8 protein-coding genes and 1 pseudogene are annotated in these 17,274 nt (G+C 74.1%); 3 read left to right on the forward strand and 6 right to left on the reverse strand.

Annotation, left to right across the window (positions count from 1 at the left end; genetic code table 11):
* Nucleotides 1-106: 106 nt before the first annotated feature.
* From ABD901_RS43325 to ABD901_RS43335, 3 genes are read left to right on the forward strand one after another with little or no spacing between them, the layout of a single operon-like run.
* The gene (locus tag ABD901_RS43325) at nucleotides 107-1,495 is read left to right on the forward strand and encodes an esterase/lipase family protein (RefSeq protein ID WP_345136890.1); all 1,389 of its coding nucleotides are present in this window, start codon (nucleotides 107-109) and stop codon (nucleotides 1,493-1,495) included.
* 38 nt (nucleotides 1,496-1,533) lie between these two features.
* Nucleotides 1,534-3,108: a hypothetical protein gene (locus tag ABD901_RS43330; RefSeq protein ID WP_345136892.1), complete on the forward strand. Its 1,575-nt coding sequence runs from the start codon at nucleotides 1,534-1,536 to the stop codon at nucleotides 3,106-3,108.
* Nucleotides 3,105-6,074, forward strand: a complete 2,970-nt coding sequence (locus ABD901_RS43335) for a WD40 repeat domain-containing protein (RefSeq protein ID WP_345136894.1) — start codon at nucleotides 3,105-3,107, stop codon at nucleotides 6,072-6,074. Before ABD901_RS43330 ends, ABD901_RS43335 begins: the two co-directional genes overlap by 4 nt.
* Here the strand turns inward: ABD901_RS43335 and ABD901_RS43340 are convergent.
* The 6 genes and pseudogenes from ABD901_RS43340 to ABD901_RS43365 form a co-directional block, all read right to left on the reverse strand.
* Nucleotides 6,071-6,775: pseudogene (locus ABD901_RS43340) on the reverse strand (SAM-dependent methyltransferase); the annotation flags it as partial. The gene ABD901_RS43335 and the pseudogene ABD901_RS43340 sit on opposite strands and share 4 nt — an antisense overlap.
* Nucleotides 6,776-6,923: 148 nt before the next feature.
* Nucleotides 6,924-8,693: a hypothetical protein gene (locus ABD901_RS43345; protein ID WP_345136896.1), complete on the reverse strand. Its 1,770-nt coding sequence runs from the start codon at nucleotides 8,691-8,693 to the stop codon at nucleotides 6,924-6,926.
* Nucleotides 8,694-8,867: 174 nt separating this feature from the next.
* The gene (locus tag ABD901_RS43350) at nucleotides 8,868-11,771 is read right to left on the reverse strand and encodes a BTAD domain-containing putative transcriptional regulator (protein WP_345136899.1); all 2,904 of its coding nucleotides are present in this window, start codon (nucleotides 11,769-11,771) and stop codon (nucleotides 8,868-8,870) included.
* A gap of 206 nt (nucleotides 11,772-11,977) precedes the next feature.
* The gene (locus ABD901_RS43355) at nucleotides 11,978-13,240 is read right to left on the reverse strand and encodes a hypothetical protein (RefSeq protein ID WP_345136902.1); all 1,263 of its coding nucleotides are present in this window, start codon (nucleotides 13,238-13,240) and stop codon (nucleotides 11,978-11,980) included.
* Entirely contained in the window at nucleotides 13,237-15,447 is a 2,211-nt protein-coding gene (locus ABD901_RS43360) for an AfsR/SARP family transcriptional regulator (RefSeq protein ID WP_345136904.1), read from the reverse strand. The genes ABD901_RS43355 and ABD901_RS43360 overlap by 4 nt, the downstream gene beginning before the upstream one ends.
* Nucleotides 15,444-17,258 carry a hypothetical protein gene (locus ABD901_RS43365; protein WP_345136907.1) on the reverse strand — a complete coding sequence of 605 codons (1,815 nt, stop codon included), beginning with the start codon at nucleotides 17,256-17,258 and terminating at the stop codon, nucleotides 15,444-15,446. Before ABD901_RS43365 ends, ABD901_RS43360 begins: the two co-directional genes overlap by 4 nt.
* Nucleotides 17,259-17,274: the final 16 nt, after the last annotated feature.

A 17,274-nucleotide genomic window follows, 5' to 3' on the forward strand; every position in this document is an offset into this window, starting at 1 on the left:
AGAGCCCGTATCAAGGTCGGTCATGGCCGCGGCGTGGCGGCGGTTCGCGCTAGGGTGCCTCAGATGCCGTGGGTGAGCGCGGCGTGACTCAAGGTGGGTGGGGTCGGTGGACGACGCGCGTTCGGTCGGCCGGGACGCGGTCATCGTGCTGCCCGGCATCATGGGCAGCGAGCTGGTCGACGCCGAGACGCAGCGGGTGCTGTGGGGAGTCGCCGACATCGGGTGGTATGTGCGGGCCTGGACCTCGGGTGCCGGGCTTGACGCGCTCGCCGTGACCGAGGACGAGCTCGCCGGGCGGATCGGTCGGGTCCGCGCGACCCGCGTGTTGCGGGTGCCGGCGTTCGCGCCGATGCTGCGCGGGGTGGAGCCGTACACGGCGCTGCTCACGGGCGTCCGCCGGGCCGCAGCCCATCCGGACGCGGTGTTGGAGTTCGCCTACGACTGGCGGCTGCCGGTGCCGGTGAACGCGGCCGTGCTGGCCGACGCCGCCGAGCGGCACCTGCGCCGCTGGCGCGCGCACCGCGAGGGGAGCCGCTCGGCCCGGCTGGTCCTGGTCGCGCACTCGATGGGCGGCCTGGTCGCCCGGTGGTTCACCGAGCAGCTGCACGGCGACGGCGAGACGCGGTACACCGTCACATTGGGCACGCCGTTCTATGGCTCGGCCAAGGCGGCGGTCATCCTCAGCACCGGGCGGGGCGGCCCGTTGCCGCTGCCGCGGGCGCGGCTGCGCCGGCTGGTCGCCGGCATGCCGGGGCTGTACGCGCTGCTGCCGGCCTACCGTTGCGTCGAGGAGGGCCCGGCGGCGCGGCCGTTGACCGCGGACGACGTGGCCCGGCTGGGCGGCGACGCGGATCTGGCCAAGGCGGCCATGGCGATGCAGGCCGTCCTGCGGGCCGACGGCGGCCGGGGCCTGCGCCCGCTCGTCGGCGTCGAGCAGCCGACCGTGCAGAGCATCGTGCTCGCGGACGGGGTCGCGGAGGGCCGGGAGTACACCCTCCTGCCCGGCGACGACGGGCCGCCGCGGCGGGTCGACCGCGGTGGGGACGGGACCGTCTACCGCGACGCCGCCGCACCGGTGGGCGCGGAACCGGTGTACCTGCCGCAGACCCACACCGCGATCGCGAAGACGCGGGAGGCGGTCGCCCACGTGCGTTCCGTGCTCACCGAGAATCCGCTCGGGCCGCCGCTGGGCGAGACGGCCATCGGCCTGACGCTGCCCGACGTCGTGACGGCCGGCGCGCCCTTCGAGATCGGGATCACCGGGACGGACCCGGCCGTGGTGACCTGCCGGGTGCTGGACGTCGGCAGCGAGCGGCAGGTGGATCGCCCGGCGGCCGGACGGCGCGACGGGCGGCTGTCGGCGACGGTCACGCTGCCGGAGCCGGGCGTGTACCGGGTGGAGCTCGACGGTGGTGGCGCGTCACCGGTCAGCGACCTGGTCATGGCCGTGCCCGCGGACGACCGCGACGAGCCGGCGTCGCGAGCGCACCGGTGACCCCCGGCGCGGACGGCCCGCTTTTCGACGTGGTCCCGGTGACGTTCAGCGAGTTCCGCGACTACGCGCGGCTGGACGGCATGGAGGAGGAGTTGCACCGGGTGGTCGGCCTGCTCCGCGCGCTCGGCGGCGCGGAGCTGCAGTGGGAGGCCCCGGCCCAGGACCGCACGCTCAGCGCGGTGATCGAACGGCTGGACGGCTGGGCCGATCCGGGCCGCCCGCGCAGCTCGGTGCTGCTGTGGATGGGGCACGGCGAGTCCGACGGCAACAAAGCCTGGCTCGCGGCGTACGACAGCCGGCGCGGTCGAAGCGGCACCGCGGTGAACCTGAACACCCTGGCGGACGCGATCGGGGAGGAGTGGCGCAGGCGGCTGCACTCCGACACGTGGAGCCTCGTCGTGGTCGAGGCGTGCCGGGCCGAGGCGGTCGCCGCGGGCCTCACCGCGTTGCTGGCCGGCCAGCGGCCCTTGCCGCGCCGGCTGGCGGTCATCGGCGTCGGCGGGGACGGGCCGACGTACCTGGGTGAGCTGCACGCCGCCCTGAGCAGCACGATCGGCGCGTACACCGTCAACGACGAGACCATCGACCTCGAAGACCTGGTGACGGAGCTCAAGAAGAAGCTGCCCGGCGGGGCCGTCTGGTCGTTCTGGCTGCACGAGGCGCCGCCGCTGGCCAGGCCCGGGCTCCCTGCCGGACCGGTGACCGCCCCCGTCGACGTCTACCACGACCTGATGGCGTTCATCGGCCGTCTGCAGGCCGACCTGCGCGCGCACTTCGTCCCCAGCGCTCAGGGTGGCGCGGAGGGGGAACGGTCGTGGTTCTTCACCGGCCGGCGCCGCGACCGTCGACGCATCGCCACCTGGTTGCGGACCGCGACCGAGGGGATGGCGATCGTCACCGGCCCGCCCGGATCGGGCAAGTCCGCGTTGCTGGGCAACCTCGTCGCCTACGCCGACCCGGTGCTGCGCGAGCTGCTGATCGGCGCCGGCCAGCTGGAGCACCTGCCGGAGAGCGAACGCCCGCCGGACGGCGTGTTCGACGCGGTGATCCACCTGACCGGGCTGGACGTCAGGGATGTGCTGTCCCGGCTGGCCGCCGCTGCCGGGCTCGCCGAGCCCAGCGCCGACGCCGACATCGGCGAGCGGGTCGAATCCCTGCTCGGCCGGCTCCGCGACCGTGACGCACCCCTCACCGTCCTGGTCGATGCGGTGGACGAGGCGGTGCTGCCGCTGACCGTGGCCGGCTCGCTGCTGCGACGGCTCGCCGGCCTCCCCCGCACGCGGGTCGTGGCCGGCACCCGCTCCTCCACGAACGAGCGGCTGGACGGCCCGGTCCCCGCGGACCAGAACGTGCTCGACGCGCTCGGCGGCGCCGAGCACTGCAAGGTCTTCCGGGTGGAGCGGGAGCCCGGCGCTCTCGCGGACTACGTGGTGCGCCGGCTCACGGCGGCCCGCGCGGAGGGCACCTTCGCGGCCGACGACGCGACCATCGACGATCTCGCCGAGCAGATCGCGAACCGGCCCGGGCAAGAGTTCCTCTACGCCCGCCTGGCGGTCCACAAGATCCTCAACCCGGAGGATGGATACCCCGGCGCCCCTGGAGACGGCCGGTGAACCCGCTGGCGGGCGACGTCGGCACGCTGTTCGGCGCCGCGGTCGACCGGCTCGCCCGGCAGCATCCGGACCTGCCGGACCTGCTGCTCGCCCTCGCCCTGGCCCAGGGCCGCGGGCTGCCCCGGGTGGACGGCACCTGGGTCACCGTCGCCGAGGCCGTCAGCGGCCGGCAGCCGATCGACGAGGAGATGGTCGGCCGGTTGCTGGCCGCCGCCGCCCCGTACGTCATGCTCGACACCGAGCACCGGCAGGCCGTCTACCGCCTCGCCCACCGCGCGTTCGTCGAACGCTTCCAGGACGAGCGGGCCGATCCCGGCCGGCATCGGCGCATCGTGCGCGCCCTAGCGGCCGCCGCGCAGGCCCGGCAGCCCCGGCCGCCCCGCCCCTACCTGGTGCATCATCTCGCCGACCATGCGGCCATCGCGCAGGCGTGGGACGACCTGCCGCGGTGGCCGTGGCTGCTCGACCACCTGGACCCCGACGGGCTGGCCGGCGCCGTGCTGCGAACCGCCTTCGGACGTCTCGACCTGCCGCCGGAGCTGGCGGCGGTGCTCGCCGCGCGCCACGCTCTGTGCGCGGCGGCGCCCGGCGATCGGGCCGCCATCCGGGCGGTGGCGAGGGCGCGGATGGTGCCGCAGCCGGAGTTCGTGGCGACCAATCCGGACGCGCTGCTGCCCCGCTTCGTGGTCGAGGACCGCTTGGCCAGGTACGAAAGGTCGCAGACCACCGACGGCGTGACGATCCATGAGTCCTGGGTGGCCGGGAGCCGCCCCCTCACCGTCGTGCACCGGGCCCGGTCGGCGCGCGCCGGCCGCCCGCGGCGGGCCGGCGCCCAGCCATCGGTCAGCGGCGGCGCGCTGCGCTGGGCCCGGCTGCAGCCCAACCCGCTGCACGTGCGGCTGCCGGCCCACGCGGGGCCGGTGCGGGCCCTCGCCGCGGTGCCGGTCGCCGACGGCCGAATGCTGCTGGCCAGCGGCGGCGACGACGGGACGGTGCGACTGTGGAACCCGGCAACGGGCCAGGCGGTCGGGGATCCGTTGCGCCGGCACGAGGGCCCGGTGCTCGCGCTGGCGCCTGTCACGCTGCCCGGCGCGCCGGTCCTGCTTGCCAGCGGCGGCGACGACGGGACCGTGCGACTGTGGAACCCGGTCACCGGGCAGCCGGCCGGAGCATCGCTCATCGATCGGGCCGGAGCAGTGCGTCACCTGGCGGCCGTGCCGCTGTCGGACGGGCAGGTCCTGCTGGCCGTCGGCGGGAACAACCGCAGCATCCGGTTGTGGAACCCGGCAACGGGCCTGATCGTGAGCCGGCTGGACCCGCCGGACCGGCACGGTACGCCTATCCTGGGCCCGGTCCAGTCCATGACCGCCGTGCCGATGCCGGAGGGGCGCACCGTTGTCGCGGCCTTCCTCGCGCAGCCGTTCCGGCCGGACCTGCAGGTGCACCTGTGGGGCCCGTTCCGGCTCGAGGACCCCGTGTCGGCGGCGCTGCCAGGCCTTTCCCTCACCGCCAAGGCGGCAATGGTGGCGGCGGTACCGTCGGCCGACCGGCCGACGCTGGCTACCGTCGAGGAGACCATCGACGGCGATTGGCCGCTGCGGCTGCACGACCTCGCGACGCGCCGGGAGCAGCGTGCCACCATCGCCGGATCCGGCGGGCGTCGGGTCGAGCGCTGGGCGGTGCTGCGGGTGCGGGACGAGACGCTGCTCGCCGCGGTCGTCGAGCGGGTCGTGAAACTGTGGGCGATACAGCGCGGCCTGTTCGGGCTGCGCGTCACACCGTACGGCGACCCGCTGACCGGGCACGCCGGCGCGGTCCGCGACGTCGTCGCCCTGGCGATGCCGGACGGCCGCTCGCTGATCGCAACTGCGGCCGACGACGGCACGATCCGGCTGTGGAGCCCGACCCCCGACCGGCAGGAGGCCGCGCCGCCCGACAACGAATGGTTCTCAACCAGCCGGGGCGTCGATCCGGCCCTCGACGTCACCTCCATCGCCGCCGGCGCCCTGCCCGACGGCCGGCCGTGGCTGGCCACCGGCAGCCGCGACGAATGGTTCCGGCTGTGGGACACGGAACGGGGCACGCTCGCCCGGCCGCCGGTGGAGTCGCAGGTCGACCGGACCACCTGGTTCACCGGGTCGGCGACCGTGGCGGTCGTGCCCATGCCGGACGGTTCGACGCTGCTTGCGGCCGGGAGCGGGCACGTCGTACGCCTGGTCGACCCGGCGACCGGATCCTCGGGCCCCGCCGCCGAGCTCGGCCGGATCCCATGGGGTCGGTGGAGCTCCAGCGGACCGGACAACGCGCGGCTGCTGGGCGACGCGCGGATCGCGGCGTTCGCGCCGGTCGTCGCCATGGCCGTGGTGCTGGCACCTGGCCAGGGAACGATCCTGGCCGTCGCCGGAGGCCGGACCGTGCAGCTCTGGACGCCCACGGCCGCCGGTCTCCGCCTGCGCCGGCTGAGCGTGCAGGCGGAATCGGACCAGGACATCAGGGCCGTGGCGTTCGTGCGGCGCTCGGCCGGGGGCGCCCTGCTCGCGATCGCGACTGCCGGGCAGCTGGAGCTGCGGGAGGCGGACACCGGGTCGCCGCTGTCGGTGCAGCCCGTATCGGTGGCGGCGATGGCCGCCGTGCCGATGCCCGGCGGCTCGACGATGCTCGCCGTCGGCGAGGATGACGGCGCGGTCCGGCTCTGGTCGCCCGACACCCTGTTGCCGGTCGGCGGACCGATGCTCACGCACCGCGGCCGGGTGCGCGCGATCGCCACCAGCCGCGGCGCGCTGGTCAGCGGCGGCGACGACCAGACATTGCGCTGGTGGGACCCCGTTCGTGGCACCGAGGTCCGCGTGCTGCCGCTCGGCCTGCCGATCTCCGGCCTCGCCACCTGGGGATCGATGGTGTTCGTGGCCACTGGCGAAGGCCTGCTCCGGCTCGACCTCGACGAAGGCGGCGGCGCGCCGAGCTAGGGAATGCGGGCCACCGCGCAGTCCGTCGCGGTCTCCGACTCGTCGGGGCGGGGCTGCACCTCGTGCTCGGTGCGCCAGTTGGAGATCGACACCACGCCCGGGTCGAGCACGTCCAGGCCGTCGAAGAAGTGCACGATCTCGTCGTGGCGGCGGAGGTACACCGGGATCGCCCCGGTGCGGAAGGCGTGCACCGCCTCCGGGGTCGGGAAGTCGCCGCTCGAGTGGGACAGGACAAGGTAGCTGCCCGGCGGCAGGGCGGCGACCAGCCGGCGGACGAGGCCGTGCGGGTCCTCGTGGTCGGCGATGAAGAGCAGGACCGCGATGAGCATCAGCCCGATCGGCTGGCTGAAGTCCAGGGCCTTCGCCGCCTCCTCGAGGATGCGCTCCGGGTCGCGGACGTCGGCCTCGATGTGGTCGGTCGGGCCGGCGCCCGGCGCCGCGGTCAGCAGCGCGCGGGCGTGGACCATGACCAGCGGGTCGTTGTCGACGTAGACCACCCGGGACGACGGTGCCAGGCGCTGGGCGACCTCGTGGGTGTTGTCGGCCGACGGCAGGCCCGTGCCGATGTCGAGGAACTGCCGGATGCCCCGCTCGCCGGCGAGCAGCGTGACCGCGCGGCGCAGGAAGTAGCGGTTCTCGATGACGGCGGTGCGAATCGACGGGAACAGCTTGACGACCGCGTCGCCGGACTCCCGGTCGGCGGCGAAGTAGCCCGGCCCTCATCGCGTAGCCGCCGTTGAGGAATGGCCGCGCGCGAGAACGAGTACGACCGGGAGCAGGCCGAGGGCGGTGGCGGAGCAGCGGTCGGCGCAGGCCGCGTGTGGAAGTGTCGTCTATAGCAGACGTATGTCATTTGTGCCCCCAGGGTTGGCCTTCGACTCGTCCCGAGGGCCTGTCTGGTTCGGTGTCGAGCCAGGGGTAGTCGTAGTCGTTGGCGATCCGTGCGCGTGCGGCGTTGACGGCCGCATCGGTCGCCGAGGGTGTGCCGGTGTGTTGGTCGTCGAGCAGTTGCCACCAGTCGGCGGTGACGATGGTGGGGTTGAGGTGGTAGTGGCCGCCGGTGTTGACGATGGGCTCAGGCCGTGGACTGGTAGCGGTCTCGAGGTCCGTGGCTCCCAGGATGTCGCGGAGGATGCCGCGCAGGTTGCTCAGGCAGGTCGAAAGCCGCTGGTTCGCCTTTTGCCTAGTGATGTCTGGCCATATCGTGTCGAGGATGTCGGCGAGCGCGGCGCCGTCTCGGCGGACGACCAGGAATACCAGCAGTTCGGTGCTCTTGGCGCGCAGGCCACGGACCGGTTGGCCAGCCGCGTTCAGGATGGCTGGTTCGCCGACGACGTTGACGCGGACCCGCCGCTGCGGCGGCCGGCTGCCCGCTCCGAAAGCCCCGGTCGTGGTGGTGGCCGGCGGCGCGGGTGGCGGAGCGTCCGCTTGGTCGAGTCCGCGGCTGTTCTCGGGCTCCTCTTCGACCGTGGCCGTGATGCTGCCGGCGTTCGACGGCGACGCCGGCAACAGGCTCGGCCAGGCGCCCGACCGGTGGAACACCGCGCGGCCGTTGACCGCTGCGCCTGTTGGCGGCCACCGCCGGTCGACGGCGAGCGTCGCCTGCCGCGTCGCGTCCTCCGCGGCCGAACCGTTGTGGTCAGCGGTGCCCTGCGGCTCTGTCACATTATCGGTGATCTCGCCGAGGTCCGCTGAGGTCGGCGGCTCATCGTGGTCGGCGGCGGTCGCCCCGAGCGGCAGTGTCGTCTGGGCCTGCCGGGCGAGGAAGGCACGGGCCGCGATCGCGGCCCGATCGTCGCGGCCGTGGAGCATGTGTTCAGCGGTCAGTTCGCTGCCGAGTAACGCGGTCAGGCCGTCGTAGTCGGCGTTGGTGCGGAGCCGGTGGGCGACTTCGTCCATGTCGTAGGTGAGTACGGCGATGTCGGCCATCTGTTTGCCGGCGGCGGCCCGGATGCGGGTGCGGAGGGCGTCGGCGAGGGCGGCGTCGCGTTGTTCTCGGCGGCGGATGATGCGTGCGGCTTGCAGCGAGCCGTACAGGCCGAGCTGCGGGTGCGCTTTGGCGAGGCCGCGGGCTTGGGCGGTGATCATTGGGTGGCGGATCCAATGTGACAGTTCGTACTTCGGTGTCGGCGCGGGCAGCAGGCCCTTGGCGCGGAGCCGGTCGCGGCGTTTGTTCTCCACGTCGAGCCACCAGCTGACGAAGCCGAGCGCGCTCATCAGGGCGTAGAAGCCGCCGAGCAGCCGGCTGCTGTGGGTCGCGACGTTGAATGTGGCCGCTGTGGCGGCGATGAGCGCGCCGAGCAGCCGGGAGGCGGTGGCGTGCTCGCCGAGGCGGCGGCGGACGTCGGCGTTGGACAGGAACGTCACGCCGCCGAGTTCGAGGGCGAAGATGCCGCTGATCGCGATCCACCACGGCAGGTCGAATGCGGTCACCGCGCCGGTGGCCGTGCCGTAGAGGGCGACGACGAGGACGGCGGTGTAGAACAGTCGCCGCATGAGCGCGGTGTGCCGGACCGCGGCGGCAAGGTTGTCGTCCAGTTGCTCCGCTACGGCGGTGGTCCGGGGGTCGTCGAGCCGGGTCAGCCGTTGCAGCAGTTCCGGGTCCAGCGAGATGATCATGCGGGAGCTCCGGCAGCTAGCCCGCGGCCGTCCGCGAACATCTGGGTTCGGCCTCTGGCAGCCGGGTGCCGGGATGTGAGCGGCATGGCGGGGTGTTCCTCTCGTCCGCGGCGATGGTGGGCGCTGGCATTGGGCGGACCAACGGGTACGGCTTCGGTGTGGCCCACGGGGGATTCAGGTGCTGGGGCTCGGGACGTGTGGCTGGCAGAGGTCGGTGGCGAGGGTGATGGTGTCAGTGCTGGGGGTTTCGCCGATCGTGGCGAGGGCGGCCCTGAGGTGGTCGAGGCGGTGGGCCACGGCGGCGGTGTCGCCGATCGTGGCGAGGGCGCGCATGGCCCGGCCGGCCAGGTCTTCGTGGAGCGGGTCGAGGTCGGCGGCGGCCTGCAGGAGGTCGGCGGCGGTCCGCGGGTCGGTGGGGGCGAGCAGGCCGGCGAGGCGGACTCGGGCGTGGATGCCCTGCCGGAGGGTGTGTTCGCGGAATTGGTCGATCCAGTCGTAGTCGTAGCCGTCGGCGAGAGCGCCGGTGTGGGCGTGCATGGCGTCGCGGAGCCGCTCGATCTGGGTGTGCGGGTCGGTGCTGGCAGCGGCGGCGTGCAGTGCATCGTCGAGGTGCCAGAGGTCGACGTCGGCAACGTCGGGGTTGAGGTGGTATCGGCCGCCGGTGTTGACTACCGGCTCGATCTTGTTGTGGTTGGCCGCTGCGTTGCGGCGGGGTTGTCCGGCCGCGTCGCGGAGGTGGCGGCGCAGGTCAGCGGTGTCGGTGGACAGCCGTTGCGCGGCGCGGCGCATGGTCGCGGTGGGCCACAGCGCTTCCATGATGTCGGTGAGGTCGGCGCCGCCGCGGTGCACGGCCAGGTAGACGAGCAGCTCGCGGGCGTGCTGGCGCATCCCGGTGACCGGGTGCCCGTCCCGGTGGACGATGGCCACTGCGCCGAGCAGCCGGATCCGCACCGGCAGTGTCAGCGCCGACCCGTCACCGCTCGAGCTGCCCGGTGTTGGCGTGGCGCCGGGCAGGGTCGCGGACTGGTGCGGGGTGGCCGGGTCGGGGCGGAGAACGGACGGTGTGGGAACCGGGTCGGTTTCGGCCGCGGGATGCCGGTCGCCGCGTGCCGCGGCCGCGGCGGTTGCTGCCGGCGGTTGTCGCAGGTGGACGGCCTGACCGGTGGGCTGCGCCGCCGCCCGGTTCGGCCGGTCGGCGGCGGTCTGTGGCGGTTCGTTGGGGGACGGCGGCGTGGAGGTGTCGAGCAGGTGCCGGGCGGTGGTCGGGTCGAGCAGGAGCAGGTGCTGGCCGGGGTGGTCGGTGTGGCCGTCGGCGTGCACGGTCCAGGGTTCGGCGTCGGGCCAGGGACCGAGGACGACGGCGGTGATCTGCAGCGGCGCCCCGAGTTGGAGCACAGCGCGCAGCCGCGCCCGATGGTCCGGCTGTGGCGGGTGGGTCACGAGTAGCACCGGAGCGTTCGCTGGTGTGGTCGGCGTGGTCGGGTCGGGTGTGCCGGTGTCGCGGTCGTCCTGGTGCCGGTGTCGTCGGATCAGCAGTGTCTCAAGCACGGTGACCGCTTCCGGAAGCGACGCGGTCACGTGCAGCCGCGGCTGTGCCGCGATCCGGTCGGTGACGTCGGGGAAGAGCGCGGCGAGGGTTTCGGCGGGCACGACAACCTGCCCGTGGTCGCCGAGGTCTCCGGTCGCGGTCAGGGTGGTGACGAGCAGGCCACGGGCCGCGTCGTGCGCGCCCGGCCCGGTCAGCACCCGGGCTGCCGGTTCCGGCCAGCCGACGGCCTGGACCAGGCCAGTGTCAGCGTCGCTGCGAGACTGGTGTTCACGGTTTGGATGCACCGGGCCGGGGCGCCCGTCGTCGGGCTGGCTGCGGTCGGCCGGTGCCGGGTCAGCGTCGTGTGGCGTGCTGCGGCGGCGCAGTGCCGGCGGCTGGTGCTCGGTGCGGCGGTCACCGAGACCGGCTCGTCGGCCGGGTCGGCGCCGGCGCAGCCATACCGTGGCAGCGGCGACCCCGGCGATGATCGGCAGACTGAGCCAACCGCCCGGCAGTCGACTGGAGGCCCGCCCGGCCTGCTGTTGTGCAGCGGTCGCCGACCCGCTTGGGCTCGGTGGCGTGCCGGCGGGGCTGGCAGTCGCTGTACCAGGTTGTCCTGACGGCGCTGGCGTGGCAATGGCCGTGCTGGGCGGCGCGGTCGTGCCGGGCGTGGCGATGTCCGCCGCTTGACCGCCTCCGGCGGTTGTGGCTTCGGTACCGGTCGCGGTGGTGCTGGTACCGGTGGCGTGCCGGCGCGGTCCGCGGTCGACGGCGTCGGCGGGCAGGATCAGCCGCCATCCGGCTTCGATGTGGTCTGGGCCGCGCCGGCCCGCGCTGTCGCGGATGAGGCCGGGGTTGAGTCGTTGCAGCTCGGGGTAGCGGTCGAAGTCGCCGAGGTACCGGTCACTGATCGCGCCTAGCCAGTCACCGCGCCGCACCTGGTAGGAGGCCAGCGGGTTGCCGAGCGTCGGCGCGGCCGCGTGCCCGGCGTGGGCGGCATCGGTCGCGGCCGGACGGGCCCAGGTGGCGGGGTCGGGACCGGCGACCGCCTGCGGCGCTGCGGTCGTGCCGCCGGTGGCCGCGGCGGGGGCGTGGACGGCAGCGGCCGGTGCCGCCGCCGCGTGTGCTGCGTCCGGTCCGGTTGCGGTGACGAGGATGCCGGCCATCGATGCCAGTGCAGCGTGTAGCGGTGCGGGCAGCAGTCTGGGCGTACCGTGTCGGCGGACGGCACGGGCGACGTCGAGCACGGTTGCGGTGACCAGCCACAGCCACAGCAGCCACCCGCCGGCCACGCCGAGGACGGCCAGCAGCGCGGCACTCATCGGCTGGGCCACCACCGCCGCCAGGTCGAACCCGTCCAACAGGGGCCGCTGTAGCAGCAGCAGGGCGATCGGCAGCCCGGTAACCGCCGCCAGGAGCAGGACCGCACCCGCCGCCGCGCGAGCAATGGCCCGCGCCCTGGCGATGCGGTACTGGCGCCAGACGCCGCCGCTGCTGTACAGGTCCGACGCTGCCCGGCGTCCCGCCGACACCACCCGCATGATCACCATCAGCCTTTCTCGTCCATCGACATCGGCGACGGTAAAGGCGGATCGGCCGCAGTGGCCCTGATCGCGGCGTCACAGCGCATCACACCGGATCACACGCGGTAACACCGCAGCCCAGCGACGATGTGGCGACATGCTGGCAGCTCCCGGAACGAGGGCAGCAACGTGGTCCCACCGAGATGTCCCGAGGTACGACGTGGCCTATCGGCTCAGGCTGGTTGCCATTCGGGGGTGCCGTTCGGTGCGGTGACCTGTCCGGTGACGGTGAGGTCGATGGTGTCGGTGGCGTCGGTCCAGGTGCGTGGTTCGGCGACGCTGGTGGTCCACCGGTAGCGGATGGCGGCCTGGCCGGGGTTGGTGGTGGTGACGGTGATCGCGCCGTCTGCGGCTGGTTCCAGGTGCAGGGTTGGGTAGCGCTGCACCGTCCAGGTCGGGTCGTCGGTGATGGCGTACTGCTCGAGGTAGGTCATGGGGCAGCTGTGCCATCCGCGGGCGGTTGCGTCCAACGTGGGGGAGAAGCTGTGCTTGGTGGCGCAGGCGTCGATGCGGTCGTGGACTAGCCGCTCGACGGTCTCGGTGATGCCCGGTGCGAGGGTGGTGCCGGGGTTGAGGGTGATCGGCGGGCCGCTGGTGACCGTGACTTGCTGCTGTACCGCCAGCAGCAGGGTGGTAGCTGGGCGGGTCAGTGTGTACTCCCCGGGCGGTGCCCACATTGTGGCGGGGCGCGGTTGAGGTTGGCGGGTCGGCAGCTGCGCGGCGGCGAGGGTGATCGGCGCCGGTGTTTGGTCGGGCAGTGTCAGTGTGGCGCCGGGCCAGCTGGTCATGAACCAGTCCCGACCGCCGAAGGTGCCGCGCCGGGTGCTGCGCAGGTCGACGAGGTCGGTGAACCGGCGGCCGCCGAGGGTGTAGGTGACGGCAACGTTCCGGTCGGTGCTGGTGCCGGTGTCGTTGCCGATGGTGACGTCCTGTGGCGCCTGGTAGCCCGCCCGGAGCGCGTCCGGTCCACACAGCGGGTTGTCCTGGCACGGATCGGCCAGGAGCCGGGTCGGGTCGTGCGCGGACAACGCCGCGAAGAACTCCCGCACCACGTCGTCTGGGCCGGGCCCGGACGATGCGCGCACGACGAAGGCCGCGGCGATGGCCAGGACGGCGACCGCGGCGACGGTGGCGGTGAGCACGACCCGCCGCCGCGTCCCGCGCGGCCCGTCCGCTCCTGACGGTGCGGTCGTGGCCGGCGCACGAAGGTGCGCCGGCACGATCGGAATGGGGACGCGGCGGCCGGTGGGCAGCGGCGGCTGGTGCCCGGCCGAGAACGGCACGAGGACCGCGCGCCGCCAGCCGCCGGCGGGCGGCGCGCCGCCGGTGCCGGGTCCGGCCGTGAGGGCCGCCGCGGGCCCTCGGATGTCGGGACCAGCGGGTGGGCCGATCGTGTCGGGCGGCCGCGGGGGAGGGGGTGGCGTGGGCGTGCTCATCGGCTGGTCCGTTCGGTCGCGGCCGGCTGGTCGGCCTGGGCTGAGCCGGTCCGGTGGCTCGACGGGTGCGGCCACGTAGTGGGGAGGCGAACGTTTGACGGTGCGGGCGGCCGGCCCTCGGTGCGGCGGTGCTCGGTCAGGGTCGCGGTGGCCAGGCGGACGCCGTCGGGGTCGCCGGCCTGCGCCCGCCGCTGCAGAACCCGGTGGTAGACGGCCTCGTTGCCGGGTGCCAGCAGCAGCGCCCGGTGCAGCAGCCGCAGCGCGGCGGTGTGGTCCGGCTCGGTATCGGCGAGGTCGGCGTAGATGTCGAGCATGCGCCGGGCGAGGCGTTCCCGGTCGGGCAGCAGCCAGGCATGGTCCCATCCGGCGGCGAGCTCACCACCGTCCAGCGCCGCAGCCTCGCCAAGCAGCGCTCGGCGGGCGGCCGGATCAGCGCTCGTCACCGCGGCGGCGAGCAGGTCCTGCAGCTGCCAGATGTCCACCTGGGCGGCGGCCGGGTCGAGCCGATACCGGGCCGGGACGACGTTGGCGGCGGGGTCGTCGTGGCGCAGCACCGGTTGGCCGGCCGCGTCGTGCAGGGCACGGCCCAGCTCGGACATCGTGGTGAGGAACCGCCGGTGTGCAGCGCTGGACGGCACGTCGGGCCAGATGGCCTCCTTCAACACGTCGGCGCCGGCGCCGTCGCGGTGCAGCGTGAGCAGGACCAATAGCTGCCGGCCGGCGCTGCGCCGGATCCGGATCGGGCTGTGGGTGCCGTCGGGGTGCGGGCGCAGGACCTGCGGCTCGCCCAGCACCCGGACCTGCAGCCGTCGCGGCTGCCCCGCCCCGGCCGGCGGCGGATCGGGCCAGGCAGCAGGTTCCGCAGCCGCCACGGCAGGATCGCGGGTGGCAGCGGCTGCGTGCGCCGGACCGCTGCCGTCCACGCTGTCCGGCTGTTCGAGCAGGCCGAGGCTGGTCAGGATGGTCGTCGTCGCGGTCTGGTCGAGGACTGGCAGGCGCCGCATGCGTGGTGCGGCACCGGCGACGGCGCGCGTCGTACCGTCGTCGTCAACGTGCCAGCTGCTGCCATGGCCGGTCGCCGTGACCTGGATCGTGAAATCGGCGCGCAGGGCCGTCGCCGGATCGAGGGCGACCGCGCTGCCCCCATCGCCGGCAGGCGCGGTCAGCGCGGCCGCGCCAGCCAGCTCCGGGCCGACGGCGAACAGCACCGTGCCAGAACCCCCGTGCGGGCCTGGATCGTTGGTCGACGGCACGTCGATTGCTTGTTGGCCTGTCTCGAGGACGGTCGCAGCGAACAGGGAGCTGCACACGATCCGCGGCCGAAGGTCCGGGGGCTGGACCAGCAACGCGATCAGCAACCCCCGCGCGGTGTCGTAGCGGCCTGCGCCGACCAAGCCGAGCACCCCGCTGGGCAGCCACGCCCCGACGAGCTCCCGCGGCCCTCCTGTGCCATTCGTCTGGCCCAGTGGCAGCCGGGGATCGGCGTCGGCGGAACCCTCAGCTGGCCACGATGGTGTGCGCGTCGTATCGCCGGGCTCCGGGCCGTGGTCGGCGGCCTGGTGCGTGACGCTGAGCAGGTGGAGTTCGGCGGCGCCGGGCGTGGGCAGATCGGGGTCATGATCCGGCCGGCTGGCCGGCGGGCGCGGCGTGTACCAGCGTCGGCGATGGACCCAGACCAGCGTGAGCGCCGCGCTGAGCGCCGCTGCGACGGGCCACGGTAGCCAGCCGCCCGGCAGGCTCACCCCGGCGTCGGCCCAGATGGTGCCCGGCCGGACGCCCTCTGCCGCCGCTGGGGCTGGGGGTGGGGTCGTGGTGGGAGCTGCGGTCGGCGCTGCCGCGGGCGGCGCCACCGCCGCCATCGTGGTGCCGCCACGTGCGGCGTGCAGCGCGAGCAGCACGCCACCGACCGCCGCGGTCACGGCGGTGTGCAACGGCACCGGCAGCCGCGCCACCCGGCCCGGGCCAGCGCGCAGTGCGGCAACCACATCCGCCGCCACCGCCCAGACCGCCGCCAGCCACACCAGCCATCCCGCACCGACCAGCACCGCGACCACGCCCAGCGCCGACATCGGCTCCGCGACCAGCGCACGCCAGTCCCAGTCGACGGCCCGCATGATGACGACGAGCAACGTCGGCAGGGCTGCCAAGACCGCGAGTAACAGCGTCCCGCCCACGAGGCCGGCCAGCAGCCGTCGCAGTATCCTCACCGCTGCCCAGCCTCGTCACCGTCCCACCCGCCGCGGTCCGCATCCGGCCGCGCCCCTGCGGGGAAACCGGCCGGGCTCCCCGCGTACGGGCCACGCTGCGGGTCGTCACCGGCAGCCGCCGGCGCGCCCCGGCCGTCGGCAGCGGCGGTCGGTCGCAGCAGCAGCGGCCGCAGCACCGGCACCACCGCCCGCACGGCCCACCACGCTGCGACCGCGACAGCGAACCCGACCGCCACCGTTCCTGTCACTCGCCACGACAGCACGACCGCGACCAGCACCGCCAACGGCAGACCCAGCGCCAATCGCAGCAACGGCCGCCGCACCACCAGTAGCGCCACCGCCACGCCAACCAGCGCGCCGCCGAGCCGCCCGACCGGGCCGATGACCGTGAGGGGCCCGCCCGGCATCCACTGATACAGCTGCCATGCCAGCGGCTGCACCAGCGACGGCACCCCGGTCTCGTCCCAACCGATCAGCGCCGCCCCGACACCCGCCGTCACCACCGCGAAGAGGGGAAACCGCAACCAGTCCGCCCAAGCCTTAGCCGGCGGCACCGCATGCCGCCACATCGCCATCGCCACTGCGGCCAGCGCTACCGCAGCTGGCAGCACCGGCAGTACTGACCAGCGCAACAACCCACCGATATCCAGATCGAAAAAGCTGGCCGCCATCAGCGCGTATACCGCTGCCAGCACCGTCCCACCAGCCGCGGCCCCGACCAGGGCCACGGCCTCCAACCGGCCACGCACCCACCCCAGCCCACCGCTGTCGGGCTCATCGGCCAGGTGAGAGCGGTCCGCGGCCAGCAGGAGACCCCCAGCGAGCGCGACCAGGCCGAACACGGCAGCGAACGCCAACACACCCCACGGCGCCAGCAAGAAACCCGACTCCAGCTTCTCCCGCGGCCCGTACCGCTGCCCCCCAGCCACGAACTGCGCGAACAACCCCAACGACGCCACCGCCGGCAGCGCCACCCCGGCCACGTCCCGCCACCCGGCCCCACCACCCATCGGCTGACCACCCCAACCGGCGACCGGCCCGCGCTGCACCGCCCCCAGCACCGGCGCCAGCTCCGGCTCCGCCACCAGCATCGGCTCCACCCCACACACCTGCGCCAGCTGCCGCCCCACCCCCGCATCCACATCCGGACCGACCGCACACACCAGGTCGAACATCCCCGACGGCACCTGCGCACCCACCATCGCCCGCCGCACCACCTCCCGCACCAGCACGGCACCCGCCGCCGCCACCCCGTCGGCCAGCTCCGCTGCGACGGTGCCCGCGTCCACCGACGCCACCACCTCGAACCCCTCCGCCGTGCGCCGCAACACCGCCGCGGCACAACCATCGTCCATCGTCAACACCAGCACCGACGCCCCAGCCGCCAACCACACCCCGCCAGCCAGCAGATGCCAGCCGACCGCCACCGGCACCGGCACAACATCGACGGCCCCCAGCCCAGCGATGGACGCCGCGTGCCGCAGCATCGGCAACTGTCGAGGCCCCTGCCCAGGAGACACCACCACCGTCACCGACGCGGGCACCCCGCCAGCCACCCCTAACGCAGCCCGCCGTACCCGGCGGAACCGCTCCACCAGGTCCGGCCCAGCCAGCGGCACATCACGCCGAACCCCGTCCCGGCCGGCATCCGACATCACCCCAGCACCGCCCGACCCGGCGTCCGGCCATCCGGCACTGTCGCCCAGCGCGGCCCGCGGCAGCACTGCCACGGTCGCGTCGGGCCAGCTCACCACGGCGCGGACCCCACCGCTGTGGACCTCAATTCCGAGGCATGCGGCTTCCATCGACACATTGACATTCTGCACT

The sequence above is a fragment of the Dactylosporangium darangshiense genome (assembly GCF_039537565.1).
Lineage (GTDB): Bacteria > Actinomycetota > Actinomycetes > Mycobacteriales > Micromonosporaceae > Dactylosporangium > Dactylosporangium darangshiense.

Bases quoted from the DNA above. Each gene is read 5' to 3' on its own strand.
- ABD901_RS43345 (WP_345136896.1), bottom strand. From the start codon at position 8,693: ATGATCATCTCGCTGGACCCGGAACTGCTGCAACGGCTGACCCGGCTC.
- ABD901_RS43350 (WP_345136899.1), bottom strand. From the start codon at position 11,771: ATGGTGATCATGCGGGTGGTGTCGGCGGGACGCCGGGCAGCGTCGGAC.
- ABD901_RS43355 (WP_345136902.1), bottom strand. From the start codon at position 13,240: ATGAGCACGCCCACGCCACCCCCTCCCCCGCGGCCGCCCGACACGATC.